This is a genomic window from Vibrio sp. Vb0888 (assembly GCF_033338835.1).
GTDB classification, from domain to species: domain Bacteria; phylum Pseudomonadota; class Gammaproteobacteria; order Enterobacterales; family Vibrionaceae; genus Vibrio; species Vibrio alginolyticus.
The window spans coordinates 55,273-79,657 of the sequence record NZ_JAWOTL010000010.1; the positions used below are offsets into that span (position 1 = coordinate 55,273).

The window sequence follows — 24,385 nt, forward strand, 5'->3', positions numbered from 1 at the left end:
TTTTATTCATGGGGTGAGGTATCCACGTTACACGTGGCCTAATTACTTGCTTTAAGTTACACGGAAGAAACACGTCTTTTTTTAGCGAGGGCCATTGCTATATTTGCGGTACTGTAGGCGCTCTCATTGATAAAGTGCGGGTAAATTTCCCCTTTGCCATTCCAATGGATATCATAACCAGCGAAAGTCGCTAATAAAGGTGCTCCTGGTTTGACCGCCTCAAAATCTCTGCCACAAATAGTAGGGTGTACTAGTGCTTGCCGCATACCCTCTTGATCAAGTGGAACCCTGATTTCTTCGGTGTAAAAAAACGCCTCATAATCGCTCAGTAAGCCTATTTGGTTGAGGTTGTGCTTTTCAACATAGTCCAATACTGCGGTAAGCATCTGTTTCATCAACTCCAACGTACTGTACTCTAGCGCACCATGTGCTTGCGCCCCGACCTCAATCATTATTCCATATTGCCCAGCAGTACAAAGGTAAGGTTGCTCTTGCCATTCTTTTCGCTCTTCGAAAAGGACATGTGCTGATGGCATTCGTTGTTTGACGTACGCGCCCAGTTTCCGATAAAACACATCGTTAGAAAGCAAAATCAACGTCGCTCCCATATTGCTTGTTGTATTGTGCAGGTCAACAATCAACAGTTTTTCTTGGTTTGCATATTTCTCGATAAATTGATGTGCAATCTTGCTTTCATGCAAACCAGGACAATGATTGCTATTCATTGCTGAGAACTCGCGATTTAAGTCTGTATCGATGTATCGGACGTTGTGTTTTACTGCTTCGGAGTTTGCGATGATCGAGCAGGCTGAAAAGGTTGATCTATTGACAGAGTAACGTTTTTCTTTGATTAGTTTATGTAAATAAATACCAGAAAGTTCGTTTCCGTGTGTTCCTGCAACGATAAGTGCTGAATTGAATGTGTTCATTATTGAGCCTTCTCAAAGAGAATGGGTTGAATGACTGGTCTTCTCTTAGCCAATCCAGTGAACTGAATAAACGTTTACTAAACTGAGTAAAAATAATCCTAGATATGTTATAACATAACAATCGTTGTTATTGATACTTAGTTTCTCATGAGTCAGTTTAAATTTATTGCTTTAATCGTTGCTGTGTTTTGTTTTTCGGTCGCTTTGCTTCTACCTACAGAGGATGAGCCAAATCAAGATAGTCACAGCACTCAACTGAATCAAAGCAGTGATTCGTCATCACCTCCATCATCAAAGATAGTGGTTCCCTCAGATATCAGTTTGACTCCGTTGCCTAAACCTAAACCTAAACAAATACACTACATAGTTAAAGTGGGAGATACGCTCAGTGGTATCTTCGCTCAATTGGGTCTCCCTTACGGTATTTTGCAGCAAATTCTCTCAGTTGATCTTGATCACCTCCAGCTAGATATGATTCAGCCCGGTGAAGAGCTTGAATTAGTGATGGATGACATGGGGCAATTGAGTCGACTAATTTATCATATGAGCCTTGTAGAGAGGGCTATCTACACTAGAGAAAACGATGGCTCCTTCTCTTACGAATTTCAGGAAATTTCAGGGGAATGGCGTGAAACCTTATTTTCGGGAGAAATCAAAGGGAGTTTTTCAGTCTCGGCACATCGAGTAGGATTGGCATCAGGCCACGTCGCAAATATTACGCAGGTGATGAAAGATAAGATTGATTTTGCGCGATCTCTTAGAGCCGGTGACCGTTTCGATATATTAGTGAAACAGCAATATTTAGGTGAACACAAAACTGGCAATAGTGAGATTAAGGCTATTTCTTTTAACTTAGCGAGGGGCGAAGTCGCTGCATTTCTAGCCGAGGATGGACGGTTCTATGATAGAGCTGGTAACAGTTTGGAGCGAGCGTTTAACCGTTATCCTGTCGATAGGGCATACCGCCGAATCACCTCTGGGTTTAACCCTAAGCGTAAACACCCAGTGACCGGAAGAGTCACCCCGCATAACGGAACGGATTTCGCGACACCAATCGGTGCGCCAGTTTATTCTACTGGGGATGGAAAAGTAATTGCGGTCCGCAAGCACCCTTATGCCGGTAATTATTTAGTGATTGAACATAACAGTGTGTACAAAACTCGTTACCTACACTTGAATAAAATCTTGGTTAAAAAAGGTCAAGTTATAAAGCGTGGGCAAAAAATAGCCCTCTCTGGGAATACTGGTCGTTCAACCGGACCACATTTACATTTTGAAGTTTTAGTTCGTAATCGTCCGGTTGATGCAATGAAAGCCGACTTACCTATCGCGAAGTCGCTTCCTAACATCCAGAAACCTTCATTTTTGGCGCGAGTATCAGAGTTTGATTATCTAGTAGAAACGAAAAACTGAGTCCCGACAATTTGTTGGGGCTCAGTTATGCTATTTTGTGTTGTGAGGTTGGAGCAATAGGTGAGTCTCAATATGTGTTCCTAGAAGAATAATGACTGCGATTTTTTCTTTTACGTGCGCCCACATCCGCAACATCGGACGCTTTGCAACAACCTCCGCCTTTGATCGGCCTACGTGAAAACATCACACCAATCGCGAGCATCGCAATACAACTTAGGAAAATAAGAACGGTAAGAACTAAAGTCATAACACCACCTCCTATAAATCGCTGTATTGTCATCTTTCTCCAATTTTATAAACAAAGCAATGGTCGTTTTGTAACCACTTATTGTTTTTATCAATAGTCAGACCTTTGCTGGTGATGAAACGTGCTGAGAAACGAAGGCGAGTTCTGAAAAATCAGTCTCTGTGGTCTTTACCGATTCTTAAGCTTTGGGTCTAAGACAGCAATTGGATTCCTTCTATAACTCATCAAATTGTTATGTTATAACATGTGTTTATTCAGAGTTTGTAGGTCAAAGGTATGCCATCAATTCCAGTCACCATTTTGCATGGGTTTCTCGGGTCCGGGAAAACCACGTTTTTACGCAACATTCTTCAACAAGCCGATTCTTCTGGTATTGATCTGTCCGTTATTGTTAATGACATGAGTGAGTTAGACGTCGATGGCGTGCTTATCTTAAATACCGATGCGGTGAGTGAAGAGCAGGGCAACTTTGTTACGATCAGTGGAGACAGCATCAGCAGCCTGAGTGGTGTAAAGCAGCTCGATAAAGCCCTTAAAAAGCTCTGCGCAGAAAAATCGCCAGAATGGGTTGTGATTGAAACGTCGGGCAGTAGTCATCCTTTACCTTTGGTCGAGTACTTCAAAAGTAACGCACAATTCGCACTCAAAGACGTAATTACGTTGGTGGATGCGACTTGGTTGCGAGATGACTATCGACAAGGTTCTGCCTTAATCCCTAAGTGGCAGGAGAACGTGCAGCAGGGTGTTCGCGGCGTTGAAAACTTGTTGGTAGAGCAAATCATGTTCTCAAACCGTATCATGCTCACCAAGACGGACAAAGTGGACGACAATACCGTTCGCAACATCGCGCAGGCGATTCACCCGCTTAACGTTTACACCGAGATAATCAAAACGTCGTGGGGAAACTTGGATATCCGCATGTTGAAAGGTGAGCAAGACTACAATTTCTTCCTCGTTGAGCAGTTAACCGCAGAACTTCGTGAGACGGCGAATGAGCCGTTGAATCTCTCTGATAAAGACGAACAAAGCCTTGTCGCCAAAGTGATCAAAGATGATCGACCTTTTCATCCTGCGCGTTTGTGGAATACCTGCCATCAGTATTTAACTAAAGGTGTGTTCCGCAGTAAGGGGTTCTTTTGGTTCCCAACTCGAGACGATGTTTCACTACTTTGGAGCCAAGTAAACGGCAATGTGGGGCTTGAAATTACAGGCTTTTGGCGCGCTTCGGTAATCAATGACGAATCGCAAAACTTCACAGAGGAACATCGTCAAATCCTACAAGATAAGATAGACAGCGTTGAAAGCCGCTTTGGTGATCGTCGTTGTCGCTTAACGGTGATTGGGCAAGAAAACGAAGTCGATGTGTTTATTGATGCGCTGGAAAACTGCTTTTTAACGGATGTGGAATTGGAGCAATGGCAACAAGGGGCAACATTTGAAGATCCTTGGCCAAAGAAAATAGCTAAGTTGAGCCAGAAGAAGACGGTTTGAATGCGATGGTGAGGATTCCCTCGCTGCATGTTTGCTCGGGTTGTTTCGAGAACGGACTTACTGAATTGGCTCGGTATACCAAAATTGGCTCTGTGTAACGAGAAAGCCTCTCGAATGGTGAGAGGCTTTTTTGTATCTCAGTCGTTTACTGTTCCCATTCAGGGAAAGGGTCTTCCAGAGATAACCAATAGTCGAGTCCTTGCTCCATCTCATCTTCTGTTAACAAGCATTCGTTGAGACGAGCAATCAATTTCTCTTGCTCTAATCCCTGACCAATAAACACCAATTCTTGTCGCATATCGCCGTATGGTTCTTGCCAAATGTCGTTTATAGCATCGAGGTAATCTTGATCCGTCGGCCATTCCTCCTTCGGAATCGCTTTCCAAAACATACCCGCAACACCATAACGTGCGATGCCTCCCGCTTGGCTCCATTGACCGACAAACTCTGGTCTTGTTGCTAGCCAAAAGTAACCTTTGGAACGAATCAGTTTGCCGTAATCTTTCGCATTGTGGAGGAAGTCGTAAAACTTCTCTGGATGGAAAGGGCGTCTCGCATGATAGGCAAAGCTGGAAATGCCGTATTCTTCGGTTTCAGGTATGTGCTCGCCTCGCATTTCCTTCAACCAACCTGGGGCTTGTTGTGCCTTTTCAAAACTGAAGCTTTGTGTGTCGAGTACCGCATCAAGTTCTACTTCACCATTCGAGATAGGAAGAATAGTGGCCGATGTATTGAGAGTTTTAAGAATAGCAAGAAGCCTTTCGATTTCTGATTTCTCAGCGAGGTCGGTTTTACTTATCAAGATAACGTCAGCGAACTCTACTTGATCAACGAGCAAGTCGGCGACGCTGCGTTCATCGTCTTCACCTAAGGATTCGGCTGTTTCTGTTAAGAACTTAGCTTCATCGTAATCACGCAGAAAGTTAATCGCATCAACTACTGTAACCATGGTGTCTAAACGTGCAACGTCTGAAAGTGAGAGCCCGTTTTCATCGGCAAAAGTAAAAGTCTCTGCAACGGGGAGTGGCTCGGCGATGCCAGTGGACTCGATAACTAAGTAATCGAATCTGCCTTCTTGCGCGAGTTTAGTAACTTCTTCAAGTAGATCCTCACGCAGGGTACAACAGATGCAGCCGTTACTCATTTCAACCAACTTTTCTTCACTGTGGTTGAGAGAAACTTCATTCTGAACGGTCGCTGCGTCGATGTTGACTTCGCTCATGTCGTTGACGATGACCGCCACTTTTCTGCCTTGTCTATTGTTAAGAATATGACTTAAAACGGTTGTTTTTCCTGCGCCTAGAAAGCCGGACAAAACCGTAACAGGGAGTTTCTGGGTGTTCATGCTCATGCTCTTTATAGTGTAATGTTATAATATAACAATTAATATAGTCGGTGATCTTAACTCTGGCATCAAGCAGTTTGTGACTGTGTCGAGTACTGCACCTTATTGGCGCATTCATTCGTCGTTAAGTTATACAGATTCAGATGTACGGAATTTAGAGAGCGAACTCTTATCTCGGTGTGGAGGTTCTATGAACGAAGAGAAAAAGCATGTCATGACAGAAGAAGAAATTCTTGCAGCGCCCGAGGCGGATTATATGAATGAAGCTCAGCTCGCATTTTTTGAAAACCGATTATTTGAGCTTTATGAATCGACGTTAGCGCATATTGAACGCGCGAAAGAAGAGATGATTGCGCCAATGGAATTCAGTGACGAAAGCGATAGGGCGTCCAGTGAGGAGCAATCTGCAATCGCATTAAGAATCATAGATAGAGAGCAAAAGTTGTTACCTAAGATTCAACAATCGTTGGCTCGCTTGCGCACAGGGGAGTATGGCTATTGTTTAGAGTCCGGAGAACCTATCGGCATTCCAAGGTTATTGGCACGACCTACCGCTGAATATAGTGCAGAAGTGAAAGCCCAAATGGAGTCAAAAGAGCACTGGTATAAACACTAAAGCCTCACTATCTTATGACGTCGATATTCTTCTCGTTCACTTGTTTTTTTGATGTTCTCTGAGAAGTCTAAAGCGATGGCGACTACCGTTAGGTATGGTAGTCATTACCTTTGAGATATTAATAGTTATCGATAGGATAGAAGTAAGTTCTGTATTGTAAATAACGCACCATTTTTGTTTTTCTGAATGAGCTCTCGCTATGTTAGCGTCAAACATTTTCTCTGCTACTTCAAGCTGATCTTCTATCCTTAAAGCTAAATTGGTACTGGAGAAAGTAGCATGATTGACTTTGTGGCAACTTTTATCTTTTTCTTTGCTGTCATCGATCCCATAGGTACTGTGCCCGTTTTTATCGCAGCCACAAAAAGCTATGAAGAAGTGGCAAAGCGTAAGGTCGCTCTGTTTGCGACTCTATTCTCCGCTGCTATCCTACTGTTTTTTGTTGTTGCTGGTGAAATCATACTTACAGCAATGCGTATTCCCTTGTCTGCGTTTCAAATCTCGGGCGGTATCGTATTGTTCTTGTTTGCTTTGACTATGATATTTGGTGAGAGTAAACCAGCAGAAGAAATCAGAACGCTCAATAGTCATCATGATACAGCAGTTTTTCCTCTAGCCATTCCATCAATTGCTAGCCCTGGCGCAATATTAGCCGCCGTTTTACTCACAGAGAACGTGCGGTTTAATATTTGGGAGCAAGTCCAGACCGTGGCTATGATGCTGCTGGTACTATTGGTTGTTTATATCTTGCTATTAATGGCCAGCGGCATACACAGGATTATTGGGAATACAGGAGCTAGCGCTGTAAGTCGGATCATGGGGTTGATATTAGCCGCTGTGGCCACGACCAACACTCTGAATGGGATTGAAAGTTACTTTGACCTTTAAGGCTGTTTCGCAAACTGAGCTGAAGGTATACGTTAAGAGCTAATTTTACGGCGAGATGACCGACCACCTGACAATCACTTTTCTGGCTGTTACTTCTAGCCGGATGTAATCCTTCAGGCTACTCGTGACGACCTTGTTTAAGAGGACCACGGAAAAGTTGAAAGTAAAATGCATAGATGTTGAGGGTATATATCAGATGGGGGAACTGGAGCAACACTTGCCCCCATTGAGCTGTGCCAATACTCAAAGATTAGCTGCTAGAAAACAATATCGATAATTTCTCCGCCTAGGCACTACTCTATAATCTTGTAGTCTCGTAGTATATAGAGCCTAGCATGGAGGAATCTATTAGCTTCAACGTGCCAAGACAAGGCTCTTTCATGCCTTGAGAGTATCTGCAAAGCCGGGAGGCTGAGATGTTTATTCAGTATGGCTCTTATTGGGCAGTTTATGGATCAGCCAGTAACCAAGACTCATACTAAGAACTACAGCCGCAATTCCAATCAGGTACATTGGAGACAAGGTTTCAAAGTCTATAATAATGACCTTTCGGGAGATTGCCATCAGCGCGGTGGCCATGACGATTTTTACATGAATAACATTTTCTCTCAGGTAAATAGTTATATTGATGAAAATTTCAATAGCAATTAAAACGGCCATAAAAGCACCAAAAGTGGCTAGCATATCTGAAATCGTCAGAATAAGTTTAGGTGGCGTGATAAGTTTTTGATATATCGTCCATGCAACATCTATCACACCCATGACGATTACAAACAACATAACTATCGACAATACTCTTACAGACCAATGAATCACTATCTGTAATTTTTTTGTTAACTTATCATTTTTATCGACTTCCATGGCCCTGTTTCCTTCGCTTGTTTATGTTCACTTAACCTTCATATGTTGAAGCTAGACAATTGAATACATGTCGTTTAAAGCATAGTTGCTGTGGTGAGAGATAGAAGCGTCCGAGGGAAGGAAGTTATGAAACTTAGGAGTGGGCACAATGTTGGACACATAATGTAATCTCTGGTGTCATGCGTTATTACCTCATTACCTCATTACCTCATTACCTCATTACCTCATTGCCTCATTTCTGATCGTGACGAGTCGACTGGTGAGGTGGTGATTCATCACCTTCACGGCAAACTGAATGAGCGGATACCACAACGTATTGATACTGGGCAAATCGATGCGCTTGTTGCTGGTTCCTCCGTGCGTTGTTAATAGAAATACAAGCGAATAAGGAGTGGGTAATCGCTCAAAAGTCGGGTGGAAAAGCGGTAAAACGGCGAAAATTATTGGAACTAAGTCAAGGCCCTTTTTTTAAATGAAAAGGCTTATTGATCTGAACACACCACTTCTCCATATAAGTATATCCACAAATACAAACCTCAAATTGGCGATAAAGAGCTTTAATATTGATAAATATATAAACAACTTGGGTGCTGAAGAAATTTCAGTATACTGCGCTTAGGTTACACTGGAGAAAAAATCGCCGTATTCCCTGCGGGGTCCTTTGATAAGAAATAGAAATCGCGTTTGAATATGCAACCAAACGATTTTGCCGCTTGCAGTTTATTCGGTATACAAATAATAAACCTTTGACTAATCCGAAGGTCGGTCAAATGAGAGAAAGTCATGTTTTTTAATAAGTCGCTTCAACAAGAAAATCAACGATTAAAGCAGGAGTTGCAAATCCTGCAGCAAATCCAAACCAGTTTAGATGAAGAGATGATCCGCTTAACATTGGATAGTAAAGGCCTCATTACTTCTGCAAATACTAAGCTACAGCAAGAACTTTTCTTAAATGATGATGAGATCTTAACGAAATCAATTACTGAATTGGTACCGTCAAATTCGCGCAATACAGATCACTTTCATCGAATGAAGAAAGCCGTCCAAGATAAAGTGTTCTGGAATGGGGCATTGCAAGTACAGAAAGGTAATGGTGAGGAAGCCTGGTTAAGAACGATTATCCAGCCTGTTTTAAATGAGCACAGAGAAGTAGAAAGCTTTTTTGTTTTTGCTTCTGAACTTACGCGAACGATCAAATCATCCCGTGAGCAAGAGGACATGCTAAATGCATTAAGTCGTTCTATGGCGGTGATTGAGTTCACATTAGATGGCCATGTTTTAAAAGCCAACGATAATTTCCTAAACACAATGGGTTATACGCTTGATCAGATTCAAGGGAAGCATCATCGCATGTTTTGTGATCAGGAAGAGTCGAGCTCTCAAGCTTACCGTGAGTTTTGGCAACGTTTAGCAAAAGGGCAATTTTCATCAGAGCGATTCAAACGAGTTAACCGTTATGGTGAAGAGGTGTGGCTAGAGGCTTCATATAACCCTATCCATAACGACAGAGGAGAGCTCTACAAGGTCGTTAAGTTCGCGACAGATATTACCCAGCAGGTGATGCAGGAACAGAAAATGGCCCAGGCTGCGCAATTGGCGAACGAAATCTCCCAAGAAACTGGTACACAAACCCTGCAAGGGCAAGAGGTTATAGGCTCAACGTTAGAAAAGATGCAGATACTTTCCGAGCAAATGCAGCAAGCGAACACCGCGATTGACGAGCTTAAAGCGCACTCATCGCGTATTAGCGAGTTGGTAAATAGCATCAGTGGTATCGCTGACCAAACTAACTTATTGGCGTTAAATGCGGCGATAGAAGCGGCTCGTGCGGGTGAGCATGGTAGAGGTTTTGCCGTTGTTGCTGATGAAGTCAGACAGCTTGCTACAAGAACCAATGCAACCACCGATGAAATTGTCACAATGGTCAGTGAAAACCTACAGCGAACAGATAACGCAGTTAAGCTGATCGCTAAATGCCAAAAAGAAGCACTAGATACGCTAGAGCTCTCTGAAAAAGCAGGCAATGTGATGAATGAAATACAAGATGGCGCTAGCCGTGTTGTAGAGGCCGTGGAGCAATTTAACCGCTCGTTGTAGTTAATCAATAGGTTTTCATTGTAGGGGCGATGGGTAAAAAGCAATTCACCTTATTCAACCTGTATTGAGGAGCGTTGAAGTCGCAATACTACTCCTGCCGCAGTCAAGTTAAGCGTTTTGAAGGAGAGGTAGTTCGACACCCCGTACAGGTTTTAGCCAGTTTGCTTGCTGTATAGAATGCTAAAGTAATTTAGTATGCGAAAAGGCTTGCCTTAAGACTTTGCCTGCATTTAATGTATCTAGCAGCAGAACTTCAATCTGCGTGACAACAATACAGGAGAGGATCGGGCTTTCACTTTTTCGCTCGACACAAACCCCTTTCAAATTTACACAATAGCGCAGTAAAACTCTCTTGCTGCGCTATTGTGTGTTCCATATTTTGTGAGTACTTATGTTTAACTCAGAACGCAAAGCGACGGTTATTCTGGTTGCGACGACGATGATCGCGGCACTTGGCTGGATATTCTCTAAGGAAACAATACAGGGTTTACCACCTTTTGGCTTTATTGGGGCGCGATTTACAATCGCTTCGCTCTGCTTACTGCCTCTATGTTACCGACCTTTGCTGAAAGCAAACTTAAAAGATGTGCTTTCTGCTGGTGGTGTCGGGCTCCTGTTAGGCAGTGCCGTTATGACATGGATTTACGCTATTTCTATCAGTGATACTCTTGGGGAAGGCGCATTTATCATGAGCCTTTCCATGCTGTTTGTGCCGATTATTGCATGGGTTATGTTTCGTCAACGACCACAACGAATTTTCTGGCTTTCTTTGCCTATCGCTGTATTAGGTCTTGCTTGTCTTTCTTTAGTTGGTGGCTGGAAACAATCGGCCAGTCAATTGTGGTTTCTTGGTGCAGCACTGGTTTTGGCGCTTCATTTTAATGTGAACAGCAAATACTCTCAAAAACTACCTGTGCTGCTGCTTACTTGCGTGCAACTTTTTTCAGCAGGTTGTTTAGGTTTGCTGGTTTCATTTTTTATGGAATCTTTCCCAGCAGAGGTGGACTCATCTATTTGGTGGTGGTTTGCGTTGAGTACCTTATTAGCGACGAGCTTGCGTTACGTAATGCAAACCATGGGGCAAAAATTTGTTCAGGCAGGTAACGCTGCTCTAATTATGATATTAGAACCAGTTTGGACGGTTATTCTGAGCGTGCTGTGGTATGGCGAAGTGCTAACGGCAAATAAACTAGTAGGTTGTGTGCTTATCTTATTTTCTCTAATTATTTATCGTACTGGCGGGCGGTTTCGCTTCCCTACTCGAAAGTAGAGCAAATTAACTTGGGTTGGGAGAATTTGAGGTGCCGGATGGCCTTCTACGAAAGTGATAATACGCGGTTACGCAATGCTAATGACACTTTTGATGTAGGCAGCCGACCCAGCTCTTCGCTGATCATCCAGCCAGCTTTAGCCAGTAGCTCTAAGTCGATCCCCGTTTCTATTCCTAACCCTTGGCATAAATATAGTACATCCTCCGTTGCGACATTTCCTGATGCGCCATGAGCGTATGGACATCCACCCAGCCCAGCGACACTGCTGTCGATGGTATTGATGCCCATACTCAAGGCTTGATGAATGTTGGTGAGAGCTTGTCCCCATGTATCGTGGAAATGGACAGCAAGTTGGGGAAGAGGTGCAACCAACATGACGGCTTCTAGCATAGCAGCAATTCGATTTGGCGTGCCTGTGCCGATTGTATCGCCTAGAGATACTTCATAGCACCCTAAATCGATGAGCGATTTGGTCACGCTCGCCACCTGTTTAGGGGCTGTTGGACCGTCGTAAGGGCAATCTGCAACGCAGGATAGATAACCTCGAACAGGGATGCTGTGTTTGGTGGCTAATCGCATTACAGGTTCGAAGCGAGTTAGGCTTTCTGCAATCGAGCAATTGATATTGTGTTGGCAGAATCCTTCTGAGGATGAAGTGAAAATCGCGACCTGATTGGCACCAGCCTCTAACGCTTGTTCTAAGCCTTTTAGGTTTGGTGTCAGGGCAGAGTAGGTAACATGATTTCGCCGTGTTATTGCTTTCATGACCTCTGTTGAGTCCGCCATTTGTGGCACCCATTTGGGTGAGACAAAAGAGCCCGCCTCAATATGCGTTAGCCCAGTATCAGAGAGTAAGTTGATCAGCCGGACTTTAGTCTGGGTCGCAACAGGAGATTCATTTTGCAACCCATCTCTAGGACCTACTTCGACAATCTTTACTTTGGAAGGCAGCATTACTTGTCCTGTGACTTGGTGACCCAACTTGGGTTACGTTTTTCAAGAAACGCTTGCAGCCCATCTTGACCTTGGGGTGATACTCTAATGTCCGCAATGAGCTTGCTAGTATAGTGAATCAGTTGTTGATCGATGGGGTTTTGATGACATTGATGGCAGAGCGTTTTCGCTTTACGCATCGCATCTGGGCTATTCAGTAGCAACGTCTTGATTACGCTATCAACCGCACTTTCAAGCTGTTTGGCTTCTTTCACTTCGTGCACAATACCAAACCGTTCGGCATCTTCGGCTGAAATGACTTCACCACTTAAGATATAGCGTCTAGCTTGTCTATTCCCCATCGCGCGCATGACGTAAGGCGCAATGGTTGCTGGAACTAAACCAAGCCTAACTTCACTTAAGCAAAAGTTGGCACTTTGGCTTGCGATGGCGATATCACTACAACAAATCAACCCTAAAGCACCACCATAAGCGGAACCTTGAACAACTGCGATGGTGGGTTGAGGGAACGAATCTAATGTTTCCATGAGTCTTGCCAAGTTTTGGGCATCAACGAAGTTATCTTGCCTCGTGCTGTCGGCCATCGACTGCATCCAATTCAAATCGGCCCCGGATGAAAAGTGCTTGCCGTTACTTCTTAATACCAAGCACCGCACATCCGTTCGTAAAGCGAGATAATCTAGGCGGTGGATCAGCAAGTCGATCGTACAAGCGTCAAAAGCATTGTGTTTAGCTGTTCTGTTTAGGGTAATGGTCGCTACGCCATTATCATCGACATGCCAAAGAACATCATCTTGCCTTTGGGCGTTGGGAATAATGCTTGGTTGCATTTCCTGCATACTAACTTCCTTAATTCATCTTTGGATGTTTACATTCTGAAGACGCCAAACTCGCTATCAGGAATGGGGGCATTTAATGCTGCCGTTAACGCTTGACTCAACACCTGACGCGTTTTTTTAGGGTCAATAATTCCGTCATCCCATAGCCGAGCACTCGCAAAATAGGGATGTCCTTGTGTTTCATACAAGTCTATGATCGATTCTCTAAAAATGTGCTCTTCTTGCTCTGACCACGCTTCCCCCTGACGTTCCTTCGCGTCTTTTCGAACTTGTGTTAAAACGCCTGCTGCTTGTTCTCCGCCCATCACAGAAATACGCGCGTTCGGCCACATCCACATCATGGTTGGATCATACGCTCGGCCGCACATGCCGTAATTACCAGCGCCGTACGATCCACCGATGATCACGGTAAACTTCGGCACGTCAGCACAAGCGACGGCCATCACTAACTTGGCGCCATGTTTTGCGATGCCTTCTTCTTCAACCTTTTTTCCGACCATAAAGCCGGTAATGTTTTGGAGAAAGAGAAGCGGTATTTTCCGTTTGGCGCACAGCTCAATAAAGTGCGCGCCTTTTTGTGCCGATTCAGAAAACAAGATACCGTTGTTTGCCACAATACCAATCAAGTGTCCTTGAATACGAGCGAAGCCACACACTAGCGTTCTGCCGTACAAGGATTTGAATTCGTCGAAATCAGAATCATCGACGATGCGGGCAATAATTTCTCGAACGTCGAATGACAGTCGTAAGTTTGCATTCACGATTCCGTAGATTTCTTCTGCGTCGTAGCGGGGAGGAAGTACGGTGTTTTCTGGCTTAACAGGTCTTGTTCTATTGGCATTGGCAATGGCTTCTCTCGCAAGCATTAGGGCATGTTCATCATTTTCAGCGTAATAATCTGCGACACCAGATTTCCGACAATGCACGTCTGCACCGCCGAGCTCTTCACCCGTCACGACTTCGCCAGTGGCCGCTTTCACCAAAGGTGGCCCCGCCAAAAAAATGGTGCCTTGCTCTTTAACCATAATGGACACATCCGCCATGGCAGGAACGTACGCGCCCCCAGCAGTGCAAAGCCCCATCACAACAGCAACTTGGGGAATGCCTTTCGCTGACATTCTCGCTTGGTTAAAGAAAATGCGACCAAAGTGTTCTTTGTCGGGGAAGACGTCGGACTGATGAGGGAGATTTGCGCCACCGGAGTCCACCAAGTACACGCAGGGGAGTTGGCAACGTTGGGCAATCTCTTGCGCTCTTAGGTGTTTTTTTACCGAGAGTGGGTAGTAGGTTCCACCTTTTACCGAAGCATCGTTGGCGATAACCATGCATTGAATTCCCTCTATGATACCAATGCCGGCGATAACGCCAGCGCATGGGATCGCTTCGTCATACACCTGCCAGGCGGCAAACTGGCTGATTTCAAGAAAGTCAGTGTTGTCATCAAGCAAGCGCGCGATGCGTTCTCGGGCTGGGAGCTTTCCTTTTTGCCTCTGGTGCTGAATGGCTTTTTCACCGCCTCCCTGTTTGATGGTATCGATGTGTTGATTCAGTTGAGTGACCAACGTTTCCATCGCAGCTTTATTGGAAAGAAATAACTCGTCAGTTGGCTTAGTTTTACTTTTGATAATGGCCATAATGACTTCCTTGTCGTATGTTCCGTTAGCGAGATTCTTCGAACAGTTCTCGGCCTATTAACATGCGGCGAATCTCTGAGGTACCCGCGCCGATTTCATAAAGCTTTGCATCACGTAGCAAACGACCAGCAGGGTATTCATTGATGTAGCCATTCCCACCGAGCAGTTGTATTGCATCGAGTGCCATTTGTGTGGCGAGTTCTGCACTGTACAAAATCGCGCCAGCGGCGTCTTTGCGTGTTGCGTTACCTCGATCACAAGACGCTGCGACGGTATATACATACGCTTTTGCTGCACTCATTCGAGAGTACATATCGGCGATCTTGCCCTGAACTAACTGAAACTCGCCAATGGATTTTCCAAACTGCTCTCGTTCATGTACGTACGGGACCACAATGTCCATGCAAGCTTGCATTATCCCGAGTGGTCCGGCAGCGAGGACGACGCGCTCGTAATCCAGCCCACTCATTAACACCTCGACGCCTTGATTCAACTCGCCAAGAATATTCTCTTTTGGCACTACGCAATGGTTAAATACAAGTTCGCAAGTATTCGAGCCTCTCATGCCTAGTTTGTCCAGCTTTTGAGCATGAGTGAAACCTGCGAAGTTACGTTCAATAATGAATGCGGTAATGCCACGTGAACCTGCGCTGACATCCGTTTTAGCGTAAAGCACCACTACGTCAGCATCGGGCCCGTTTGTTATCCACATTTTGTTGCCATTCAGTACAAAATGGTTGCCCTTGTTCTCCGCTTTCAGTTGCATGCTTATCACGTCTGAACCAGCATTGGGCTCACTCATCGCTAGGGCGCCAACGTGCGTACCATCAATGAGTTTTGGAAGGTATTTTTCGCGTTGAGAAGGCGTGCCGTTACGAAAGATTTGGTTGACGCACAGGTTAGAATGAGCGCCGTAGCTTAAAGCGACAGACGCAGAGGCACGGCTGATTTCTTCCATGGCAACAACATGAGCGAGGTATCCCATGCCTGCACCACCAAGCTCTTCATCGACGGTCACACCAAGCAACCCCATTTCTCCCAACAAAGGCCATAAATGATTCGGGAACTGGTTATCGCGGTCTATCTCAGCGGCGATGGGCGCAATATGTTCCGTAGCAAAGGCATTAACGTGTTCTCGGAGCATATCGATGGTATCACCAAGTCCGAAATTGAGTGGGGTATAGGTGCTTTTCATAACGTCTCCCGGTATCAGAGGTAAGGTGGAAAAGCCGGTAGCGGTGTTGCTAATTGAGTATAGCGTTTATGTCTGCTTGCTTTTGAGTGTTTGAATACAACGCTCCTTAGCGGCATTCAACTCAGCCATAACGACGCTGATGTCGTTGAGTTGTTGTTGTAGGACGGCTTGTTTCTCTTCAATGATATTGAGCATTTTCAATAACTGTCCTTCGGTTTGTTGCATGTCGTAGAGCTCGAAAAGTTCACGAATTTCTGCCAGCGAAAAACCGAGCCGTTTCCCTCTTAAAATCAGTTTGAGGCGAATTCTATCCCTGCGTTGATAAACGCGCATATTGCCTTTTCGCTCTGGTTCAATCAGACCCACGTCTTCATAAAACCGGATACTGCGAGTAGTAATATCAAACTCCTTGGCGAGGTCACTGATCTTGTATTTTTCCATAACATACTTACCTCGAATAAAAATCCAGTTTCTGGAAATCGAACCTTAAATGGGAAGGCCGAACATCAACTTTGAAATATAAACGTCTGCTTGGTGTGTTTTTTCATCTCATTGTAAAGGCTAGTGCTATGCTTACGTAAACGTCAAGAAATCGCGGAATGAAAGTTTGTTAGTGAAAAAGGCGATAAAGGCTGGTGTGGCGCTTGGTGAGTAATTCTATGTAGGGTGTCATCAGTCTGCCAAGTGTTCACATATACCTTAAGGGAATGCGAATCATGGGAAAAGACATCTGGATTGTCAGCGCGAAAAGAACGCCAATTGGGCGCTTTCAAGGCAAGTTGCAAACTTACTCTGCTCCTCAATTAGGCGCACTGGCGATCAAGGCGGCAATGCACGAAGTGAATGTGACTTCGGTGGATGAAGTGTTCATGGGATGTGTGCTTCCAGCAGGGTGTGGACAAGCTCCTGCGAGGCAAGCATCTATGGGGGCAGATCTTCCTTTGGGTGTAGGGTGCACCACCATTAACAAAGTGTGTGGCTCTGGCATGAAGAGCGTCATGTTAGCGCACGATCTCATTAAAGCTGGAACGATTCGCTCTGCCATTGCTGGTGGTATGGAAAGTATGACCAATGCGCCGTATTTGCTGAGGGAGGCGAGAAAGGGAATGCGTATGGGGCACCAGTCTGCGTATGACCACATGTTTCTCGATGGGCTACAAGATGCTTACGAAGGGCACTTAATGGGTGTTTATGCTCAGCAAGTCGCTGACAGGCTTAAGTTCACCAGAGAGCAAATGGATGAATGGGCCGTGATGTCGGCAAAACGTGCGTTGGAAGCTCAAGAGCGAGGCTTGTTTGCCGATGAACTTTCGCCGGTTTCACTCAATACCAAGTCAGAACAAGCGGTGCTGAACTACGATGAGCACCCTCGCTCGATTGACCTTGGTAAAATTCCTCAACTCAAACCTGCATTCGATGAAAAAGGTACGGTGACCGCTGCTAATTCGAGTGCCATTTCAGATGGCGCAGCGGCTCTTGTGCTTATGGATGAAGACACTGCGCGTCATCAGGGGCTTAAACCACTTGCGATCATCAAGGCGCACTCTACACATGCCAGAAAACCTGCAGAATTTACTTTGGCACCCGTCTACGCAATTGAGCAACTGCTGTTCCAGCTAGATTGGTCAATTTATGAAGTGGACCTGTGGGAAATCAATGAAGCCTTTGCCGTCGTGACACAAATAGCGGTGGCGGAACTTGGACTAGATACGAGCAAAGTAAATATTAAAGGTGGAGCCTGTGCGCTTGGGCATCCGATAGGGGCTAGTGGCGCACGAATTCTGGTGACATTGATTCACAGTTTGCGTCAGCTACAAGCGTTAGGCACCAATGGTGATCTCGAAGCCAAAAAAGTGATGCGGGGTGTTGCGTCACTTTGTATCGGTGGTGGAGAAGCCACGGCGATAGGCATTGAAATACCGCTTTAATTGAAATCAGAAAGGAGTAAATGATGACTCGTTTGGTTCCCTTGTTTATTGGTGGCGAGTTTCGTGAATCTCAAACATCGGATTGGGTTGAGGTAACCAATCCCGCCACTAATGATGTCATTGCGTACGTTCCATGTTCCACAGAGCACGAGATGGAAGCCGCCATTGATAATGCGAAAGAGACATTCCAATCTTGGAAGGAAGTGGCAGTATCCGAGCGTGCCAGAGTCATGCTTCGCTATCAGCACTTGCTCAAAGAACATCATGATGAGCTTGCCACACTGCTTTCTCATGAGACGGGTAAGATTTTAGCGGATGCCAAAGGCGATGTGTGGCGTGGTATCGAGGTGGTTGAGCAGGCGGCAAACATTGCTAGCAACATGATGGGAGAAACCGTCGAAAACGTTGCCACGGATATTGATAGTTACTCAATGATTCAGCCCTTAGGTGTGTGTTGTGGGATCACGCCGTTTAACTTTCCTGCCATGATTCCGTTGTGGATGTTCCCAATCGCCATCGCTGCGGGCAATACGTTTGTGCTCAAACCCTCCGAACAAGTGCCATTGACCTCTATTCGTTTAGCCGAACTATTTGAGCAAGCCGGCGCGCCAAAAGGGGTGTTGCAGATCGTTCATGGCCGCAAAGAGCAAGTCGACTTTCTGCTGGCTCATCCTGATATTCGAGCGGTGTCATTTGTTGGCTCGGTTCCTGTTGCCCGTTATATCTACACTACGGGTACGAAACACTTTAAACGCGTTCAAGCTTTTGCTGGTGCTAAAAATCACATGGTGATCATGCCTGATGCGAACAAGGAACAAGTGGTGAATAACTTAGTGGGGTCCTCCGTTGGGGCGGCGGGGCAGCGTTGTATGGCAATTTCTGTTGCGGTATTTGTCGGCGATTCAAAACAATGGATTACAGACCTTAAACAGGCAATGGCGAAAGTACACCCAGGGCCTTGGGACGATGAGCAAGCTGCTTATGGCCCACTGATCAGTGAGCAAGCCAAACAACGCGTATTGGACCTAATCGAAGATGGCAAACAACAAGGCGCAGTGTGTGAACTGGATGGCAGTCAGTGTGAAGTGGAAGGCTTTCCCGATGGAAACTGGATTGGCCCAACCTTGTTTAGCGGTGTAACAGCGAATATGTCGATTTACACGCAAGAGATATTTGGCCCTGTTTTAGTTTGTATGGAAGTCGAAACGTTGCAAGAGGCCATTGAGTTGGTGAATCGCAACCCATACGGGAACGGCACTTCCATTTTTACGGCTAATGGCGCTGCTGCGAGAAAATATCAGCATGACATTCAAGTCGGTCAGGTTGGGATCAATGTGCCTATTCCAGTCCCTTTACCATTTTTCTCCTTTACTGGTTGGAGAGGCAGTTTCTATGGTGATTTACATGCGTATGGTAAACAAGCGGTACGTTTTTATACCGAGACTAAAACGGTGACGGCACGTTGGTTTGATGACGATATTCCAACGGGGCCTAATTTGACCATCCAACTGCGCTGAGTGAATAGAAGGAGCTTTTATGGACTTTGAACTTAATGAAGATCAACGTGCATTTGCCGATACCGCTCAGCAATTTGCCGATGAGTGTTTAGCACCGATGGCGGCGGAGTGGGATGAAAAGCAGATCTTCCCCAAAGACGTATTGAGAGAGGCGGGGGAACTGGGGTTTCTCAGTCTCTACACTCCAGAAGCGCAAGGTGGCCTAGGGCTGAGTCGCTTGGATGCTTCAATTATCTTTGAACAACTGGCCATGGGATGTACGTCCACTACGGCGTTTATGACGATTCACAACATGGTCAGTTGGATGATAGCCAGTTTTGCTACCGATGAAGCCAAAACGCAGTTCTGTCCGAAATTAGTTACGGGGGAGTGGTTAGGCTCCTATTGCTTAACCGAGCCTAACGCAGGATCAGACGCCGCTGCACTGACCACTTCCGCTACAAAAAAGGGAGATAAGTATGTCATCAACGGCGGCAAAACCTTTATCTCTGGCGCAGGAGAGACAGATGTTTTGGTCGTGATGGCGCGAACCGGAGAAGCGGGTGCCAAAGGCGTGTCTGCATTTGTTGTTCCTGCTCACGCAGATGGTATCAGCTATGGGCGCAAAGAACCCAAAATGGGTTGGAACAGCCAACCAACACGAGCGGTTACTTTTGAAAATGTCGTTATTCCAGCTAGCCATTTACTGGGCGAAGAAGGGCAAGGTTTTGTCTTTGCGATGAAAGGGCTTGATGGAGGGCGTATAAATATTGCGACCTGTTCCGTCGGTACGGCTCAACAGGCCCTTGAACAGGCGACACAATACATTCAGGAGCGTAAGCAGTTCGGCAAGTCGCTTGCGCAGTTTCAAGCCTTACAATTCAAATTAGCAGACATGGCTACAGAGCTAGTGGCTACTCGGCAGTTAGTGCGCTATGCCGCCAGCAAGCTCGACCGAAATGACCCAGATGCCACGGCTTATTGCGCGATGGCAAAACGGTTCGCAACCGATGTGGGCTTTCAGGTTTGCGACCAAGTGCTGCAGCTTTATGGCGGCTATGGTTACATCAAAGAGTATCCAATGGAGCGTCATTTCAGAGATGTGCGTGTGCATCAAATTCTGGAGGGAACGAACGAAATCATGCGCTTGATCATCGCGCGCCGTTTGCTCTCTGAGGAGTCGGCCTTGCTGTAGCGAAGTATTGGATTTGCTCATTGAGAAAGGATTCAGATATGCCATTAACCCAAGAAGCCATTCAACATACGATCACTAATCACGTTGCGGTGGTGACGATGAACAACCCGCCAGCCAATACGTGGACAGCAGAGAGCCTCAAGGTACTGAAGTCGCTGATACTCACACTTAACAATGATAAGCAGGTCTACGCACTGGTTTTAACCGGCAGTGGAGAAAAGTTTTTCTCTGCTGGTGCAGATCTCAAGCTATTTTCTGACGGTGACAAAGCGGTTGCGTTAGACATGGCGCGATGCTTTGGTGAAGCCTTTGAAATGCTCTCGGAATTCCGTGGTGTTTCCATTGCCGCTATTAATGGTTACGCCATGGGTGGAGGTTTAGAAGTGGCATTAGCTTGTGATATTCGAGTCGTTGAAGAGCAAGCGGTACTTGCTTTACCTGAAGCCAAAGTCGGACTTTTGCCCTGCGCTGGCGGTACCCAAAACCTCACAGCGTTAGTAGGGGAAGGCTGGGCAAAGCGTATCATTTTATGTGGAGAGCAAGTCAGCGCTGACAAAGCAAAAGAACTAGGCCTAGTTGAGGAGTTGGTTCCCAAAGGTGAAGCTTTAAGTAAAGCGCTGGAACTTGCTGAATCTGTTGCGAACCAGTCGCCATCTTCTGTCGCCGCATGTAAGGCGCTCATTCAAAATATGCGCTCGGCGCCACTGAAGCACGGCTTAATGAAAGAGCGAGAGTTGTTTCTGAATCTTTTTGATACGGAAGATCAAGTTGAGGGTGTTCGCGCCTTTTTAGAAAAACGCCCACCGCAATGGAAAAACCGATAGGAGGCCACATGGCAGGGATGGTAACCATTAGTGAAATAGAGTGCTTAGATGGCGTGCACCGCATTGGTATCGCAACGTTAGACAACACCGCTTCATTGAATGCATTGACGTATGACATGTTAGTCCAACTTAACGATCAGCTTATCAAGTGGCAAGACGATCCGCATATGGCTTGTGTGGTACTGACTGGCGCTGGAGAAAAAGCATTCTGTGCTGGTGGTGATGTTCGAGCTATGTATCACGTCATGCATAACGAGAGTAAAGAAAAAATCGTAGAGTTCTGTACGAACTATTTCTCGTTGGAGTATGAGTGTGACTATCTCATCCACACTTACAACAAACCCATTATCGGTTGGGGAGAAGGTATTGTCATGGGCGGTGGGATGGGGCTTTTTATGGGAACCAGCCATAAAGTTGTGACAACAACATCACGCCTTGCTATGCCAGAAATCAATATCGGACTGTATCCTGATGTGGGAGGTACGTGGTTTTTAAGCCAGATAGATCCGCAAGTGGGCTTATTCCTCGGATTGACAGGTTCAATGGTAAATTCAAGTGACGCTGTCACTATTGGTTTGGCCGATTGGTTACTGTTGGAAGAGCAGTATCCCACCTTACTGGATGAGCTAAAGCGGCTCCAGTGGGGCAAAGAAGATGCGAAAGAGTTGGTAACTGCACTACTACAGTTAATGGAAGAACAAGTTATTGATAGCAAACCAACCACGCAAATTTGTCCATACTTAGATCAGATAGAGGAAGCGTGCAAAGGCTTTGATCTTAATACGATAGCACAGCGAATCATGGCTATCGACGGGAACAGTCAGTGGATAGAAAACGCGAAACAAACGTTCGCCGCAGGCAGTCCGATCACCGCGCATATTTGCTTCAGACAAGTGAAAGAATACCACAGCTTACCACTTGCAGGTTGCTTCCGCTTGGAGCTGAGTTTATCGGTTCGCAGTGCCTTATTAGGTGAGTTTAAAGAGGGCGTCCGTTCTCGGCTTATTGACCGGGATGGCGAACCTAACTGGATGTTTAACAATGTCAGTGAAGTCGATGAAGATATCATCGATACCTTGTTTACCTCACTTTGGCCGGATGACGAACATCCGCTTGCTGATTTGGGTGAACAAACACTAGGTCAATAAGGAGAATGATCATGAGTACCATCGCATTTATCGGTTTAGGAAGAATGGGGCATCCGATGGCGCAAAACTTATTAGCGTCTGGATTTAACGTGCAAGTATTTGATGTCGATAGCGAAGCGGCAAAGCAACTTGCACCTTTTGGTGCGGTGGTGGCGAGCTCTATCGAGGAAGTCGTGGATGGTGCAAGCACGGTCATCACGATGCTACCAGCAGGATCTCACGTTCGTTCCGTGTATCTTGGCGACTTACACGGCGGCGTAGGTGTCCTCAATCTTGTCTCGCCAAGTACCTTGATGATTGATTGTTCAACCATTGATCCGGACTCTGCGCGATTAGTCGCCAATGAAGCGGCAAATAAACGCGTGTTGTTTGTCGACGCGCCCGTTTCGGGGGGCGTTGCTGGCGCTAAAGCGGCGACATTAACCTTTATTGTTGGTGGTTCGGATCAAGCGTTTTCTAAAGCCAATGCGATTTTGCAGTATATGGGAAAAAATGTTTTCCATGCTGGCAAAGCAGGCGATGGTCAAATGGCGAAAATCTGTAACAACCTTATGCTCGGCATTTTAATGTCTGGTACGTGCGAGGCATTAAACCTAGGTATCGATCATGGACTCGATCCAAAAGTGCTATCAAACATCATGCTGCAAAGCTCTGGCCGAAATTGGGCATTGGAGCTTTACAATCCTTGCCCAGGCGTGATGGACAGTGCGCCAGCCAGTCACGATTACCAGCCGGGCTTTATGAGCAAACTCATGCTAAAAGATCTCGGCTTGGGGTTAGATGCGGCGTTACAAACACATTCTTCGGTTCCGATGGGGTCGTTAGCGCGCAACTTATATTCTTTCCACAACGCGAGCGGCCACGGCGAGCTCGATTTCTCAAGCTTATTTGAGTTATACAAGAGTAAGAAAGGCTAGACCGAGTTTTGTGACAAACCAGCCCGAGATGGTGACCTAAAACGCGCATCATTTCGGCCAACTTAGACTAGTTGAGATAGAGAACATTACGAGCTATGGAGTGCACCAATATGGACATAAAAAGTAGTGTTATTGCCATTACAGGAGCAGGGCAGGGGCTTGGGCAAATGATGGCCATTACCCTTGCTCAAGCTGGCGCTGATTTAGCGTTGTTGGATGTAAACGCCAGTGGCTTAATGGAAACACAAGAGCAGTGTCGAATGCTGAGTGCGAAAGCGTTGACATATCAAGTGGATGTCACCAACGAAATCGATGTTGAAACCACGTTTGAAGCGATTATCCAAGATTTTGGTCAACTCAATGGGTTAGTCAATAACGCTGGCGTGTTAAGAGATGGGTTACTTGTAAAAGCAAAAGATGGCGTGATCAGTAAGATGTCTTTGGATCAATTCAATTTGGTCATGAACGTTAACGTGACAGGAACATTTTTGTGTGGGCGTGAAGCTGCCGTCAAGATGATTGAGAGTGGCTCCCGAGGCGTTATCATCAATATTTCTAGTGTTGCGAGAGCAGGGAATATCGGACAAACCAATTATTCTGCATCTAAAGCGGCGGTCGCGACCATGGCGACAACATGGGCTCGTGAGCTCGCAAGATACGGTATTCGCGCGGCGGCGGTTGCACCAGGTGTAGTTCATACCGCGATGGCAGAGCAAATGAGACCCGAAGCCATAGAGCGACTAGAAAAGATGATCCCAGTTGGCAGGATGGGCGAAACAAGCGAAATCGCGCATGCAGTAAAATACATTATTGAGAGTGATTACTTTACTGGCAGGGTTTTAGAAGTGGATGGCGGCATTCGTATGTAAGTGACCACTGAAATAAGGCTCTGATAGACCTGAATAATAAGTCTCTTTCCATTTCAACATTTTCTATGTTGTGGAGTGCTAATTCTGCGCAACCCAAATGTATTTACAACTTATGTTTGGATTTACCTTGAGAATGATTTCTCACAATCCAATAAAGAGATGTAAATACCACTCAAATATTAAGTGAAATCATTAATTTGATGTTGATCACACTTTTGATTTTTTAGC

22 protein-coding genes and 1 pseudogene are annotated in these 24,385 nt (G+C 45.6%); 15 read left to right on the forward strand and 8 right to left on the reverse strand.

Going from position 1 to position 24,385, the window contains the following annotated elements; translation table 11 throughout:
* Window positions 1–56: 56 nt before the first annotated feature.
* Entirely contained in the window at window positions 57–929 is an 873-nt protein-coding gene (locus R7P72_RS14995; protein WP_206949051.1) for an aspartoacylase, read from the reverse strand.
* Window positions 930–1,076: 147 nt separating this feature from the next.
* Between R7P72_RS14995 and R7P72_RS15000 the strand changes: the two genes are divergently transcribed.
* On the forward strand, window positions 1,077–2,342 hold the full coding sequence (locus R7P72_RS15000) for a peptidoglycan DD-metalloendopeptidase family protein (RefSeq protein ID WP_213869702.1): 1,266 nt from the start codon (window positions 1,077–1,079) through the stop codon (window positions 2,340–2,342).
* Between the two features lie 523 nt (window positions 2,343–2,865).
* Window positions 2,866–4,080 carry a CobW family GTP-binding protein gene (locus tag R7P72_RS15010; protein ID WP_005375722.1) on the forward strand — a complete coding sequence of 405 codons (1,215 nt, stop codon included), beginning with the start codon at window positions 2,866–2,868 and terminating at the stop codon, window positions 4,078–4,080.
* 145 nt (window positions 4,081–4,225) lie between these two features.
* On the opposite strand, the gene zigA is transcribed toward R7P72_RS15010, so the two are convergent.
* Window positions 4,226–5,425, reverse strand: coding sequence for a zinc metallochaperone GTPase ZigA (zigA, locus tag R7P72_RS15015; protein WP_005375723.1), 1,200 nt, complete (start codon window positions 5,423–5,425; stop codon window positions 4,226–4,228).
* A gap of 190 nt (window positions 5,426–5,615) precedes the next feature.
* Between zigA and R7P72_RS15020 the strand changes: the two genes are divergently transcribed.
* Window positions 5,616–6,041 carry a TraR/DksA C4-type zinc finger protein gene (locus R7P72_RS15020; protein ID WP_017635733.1) on the forward strand — a complete coding sequence of 142 codons (426 nt, stop codon included), beginning with the start codon at window positions 5,616–5,618 and terminating at the stop codon, window positions 6,039–6,041.
* A gap of 279 nt (window positions 6,042–6,320) precedes the next feature.
* A complete protein-coding gene (locus R7P72_RS15025) occupies window positions 6,321–6,929 on the forward strand; it encodes a MarC family protein (RefSeq protein WP_017635732.1) in 609 nt (202 codons plus the stop codon).
* Between the two features lie 420 nt (window positions 6,930–7,349).
* Here R7P72_RS15025 and R7P72_RS15030 read toward each other — a convergent pair whose 3' ends face one another.
* The gene (locus tag R7P72_RS15030; RefSeq protein ID WP_005375731.1) at window positions 7,350–7,790 is read right to left on the reverse strand and encodes a phosphate-starvation-inducible PsiE family protein; all 441 of its coding nucleotides are present in this window, start codon (window positions 7,788–7,790) and stop codon (window positions 7,350–7,352) included.
* 174 nt (window positions 7,791–7,964) lie between these two features.
* Between R7P72_RS15030 and R7P72_RS26375 the strand changes: the two genes are divergently transcribed.
* The 4 genes and pseudogenes from R7P72_RS26375 (at window position 7,965) to R7P72_RS15045 (ending at window position 11,157) form a co-directional block, all read left to right on the forward strand.
* Window positions 7,965–8,159: a hypothetical protein gene (locus R7P72_RS26375; RefSeq protein ID WP_146106997.1), complete on the forward strand. Its 195-nt coding sequence runs from the start codon at window positions 7,965–7,967 to the stop codon at window positions 8,157–8,159.
* 507 nt (window positions 8,160–8,666) lie between these two features.
* Window positions 8,667–9,353, forward strand: a pseudogene (locus R7P72_RS26380) (PAS domain-containing protein); the annotation flags it as partial.
* Between the two features lie 129 nt (window positions 9,354–9,482).
* Window positions 9,483–9,887 (forward strand): methyl-accepting chemotaxis protein, encoded by a 405-nt coding sequence (locus tag R7P72_RS26385; protein ID WP_372082083.1) that lies wholly within the window; start codon window positions 9,483–9,485, stop codon window positions 9,885–9,887.
* A gap of 391 nt (window positions 9,888–10,278) precedes the next feature.
* Window positions 10,279–11,157 (forward strand): DMT family transporter, encoded by an 879-nt coding sequence (locus R7P72_RS15045; RefSeq protein WP_158155289.1) that lies wholly within the window; start codon window positions 10,279–10,281, stop codon window positions 11,155–11,157.
* Between the two features lie 46 nt (window positions 11,158–11,203).
* Here the strand turns inward: R7P72_RS15045 and R7P72_RS15050 are convergent, their stop codons facing one another.
* The 5 genes from R7P72_RS15050 to R7P72_RS15070 all read right to left on the reverse strand — a co-directional run bounded on the left by R7P72_RS15050 (window position 11,204) and on the right by R7P72_RS15070 (window position 16,221).
* Window positions 11,204–12,112 carry a hydroxymethylglutaryl-CoA lyase gene (locus tag R7P72_RS15050; protein WP_065275377.1) on the reverse strand — a complete coding sequence of 303 codons (909 nt, stop codon included), beginning with the start codon at window positions 12,110–12,112 and terminating at the stop codon, window positions 11,204–11,206.
* Window positions 12,112–12,951, reverse strand: a complete 840-nt coding sequence (locus R7P72_RS15055; protein WP_065275376.1) for an enoyl-CoA hydratase-related protein — start codon at window positions 12,949–12,951, stop codon at window positions 12,112–12,114. The genes R7P72_RS15050 and R7P72_RS15055 overlap by 1 nt, the downstream gene beginning before the upstream one ends.
* Window positions 12,952–12,980: 29 nt before the next feature.
* On the reverse strand, window positions 12,981–14,585 hold the full coding sequence (locus R7P72_RS15060; protein ID WP_158173129.1) for a carboxyl transferase domain-containing protein: 1,605 nt from the start codon (window positions 14,583–14,585) through the stop codon (window positions 12,981–12,983).
* Between the two features lie 25 nt (window positions 14,586–14,610).
* A complete protein-coding gene (locus R7P72_RS15065; protein ID WP_262674484.1) occupies window positions 14,611–15,780 on the reverse strand; it encodes an isovaleryl-CoA dehydrogenase in 1,170 nt (389 codons plus the stop codon).
* 66 nt (window positions 15,781–15,846) lie between these two features.
* The gene (locus tag R7P72_RS15070; RefSeq protein ID WP_017821195.1) at window positions 15,847–16,221 is read right to left on the reverse strand and encodes a MerR family transcriptional regulator; all 375 of its coding nucleotides are present in this window, start codon (window positions 16,219–16,221) and stop codon (window positions 15,847–15,849) included.
* A 275-nt stretch (window positions 16,222–16,496) separates the two neighbouring features.
* Here R7P72_RS15070 and R7P72_RS15075 point away from each other — a divergent pair, with 275 nt between their 5' ends.
* From R7P72_RS15075 to R7P72_RS15105, 7 genes are all read left to right on the forward strand, one after another.
* The gene (locus R7P72_RS15075; RefSeq protein WP_025767662.1) at window positions 16,497–17,708 is read left to right on the forward strand and encodes an acetyl-CoA C-acyltransferase; all 1,212 of its coding nucleotides are present in this window, start codon (window positions 16,497–16,499) and stop codon (window positions 17,706–17,708) included.
* Window positions 17,709–17,731: 23 nt separating this feature from the next.
* The gene (locus R7P72_RS15080) at window positions 17,732–19,225 is read left to right on the forward strand and encodes a CoA-acylating methylmalonate-semialdehyde dehydrogenase (protein ID WP_017634263.1); all 1,494 of its coding nucleotides are present in this window, start codon (window positions 17,732–17,734) and stop codon (window positions 19,223–19,225) included.
* A 19-nt stretch (window positions 19,226–19,244) separates the two neighbouring features.
* Entirely contained in the window at window positions 19,245–20,399 is a 1,155-nt protein-coding gene (locus R7P72_RS15085) for an acyl-CoA dehydrogenase family protein (RefSeq protein WP_318110714.1), read from the forward strand.
* Between the two features lie 38 nt (window positions 20,400–20,437).
* On the forward strand, window positions 20,438–21,223 hold the full coding sequence (locus tag R7P72_RS15090; protein WP_053349982.1) for an enoyl-CoA hydratase: 786 nt from the start codon (window positions 20,438–20,440) through the stop codon (window positions 21,221–21,223).
* A gap of 8 nt (window positions 21,224–21,231) precedes the next feature.
* Window positions 21,232–22,371: an enoyl-CoA hydratase/isomerase family protein gene (locus R7P72_RS15095; protein WP_053307784.1), complete on the forward strand. Its 1,140-nt coding sequence runs from the start codon at window positions 21,232–21,234 to the stop codon at window positions 22,369–22,371.
* 11 nt (window positions 22,372–22,382) lie between these two features.
* Window positions 22,383–23,288 carry a 3-hydroxyisobutyrate dehydrogenase gene (mmsB, locus tag R7P72_RS15100; protein WP_053307783.1) on the forward strand — a complete coding sequence of 302 codons (906 nt, stop codon included), beginning with the start codon at window positions 22,383–22,385 and terminating at the stop codon, window positions 23,286–23,288.
* A 110-nt stretch (window positions 23,289–23,398) separates the two neighbouring features.
* On the forward strand, window positions 23,399–24,157 hold the full coding sequence (locus R7P72_RS15105) for an SDR family oxidoreductase (protein ID WP_213906892.1): 759 nt from the start codon (window positions 23,399–23,401) through the stop codon (window positions 24,155–24,157).
* Window positions 24,158–24,385: the final 228 nt, after the last annotated feature.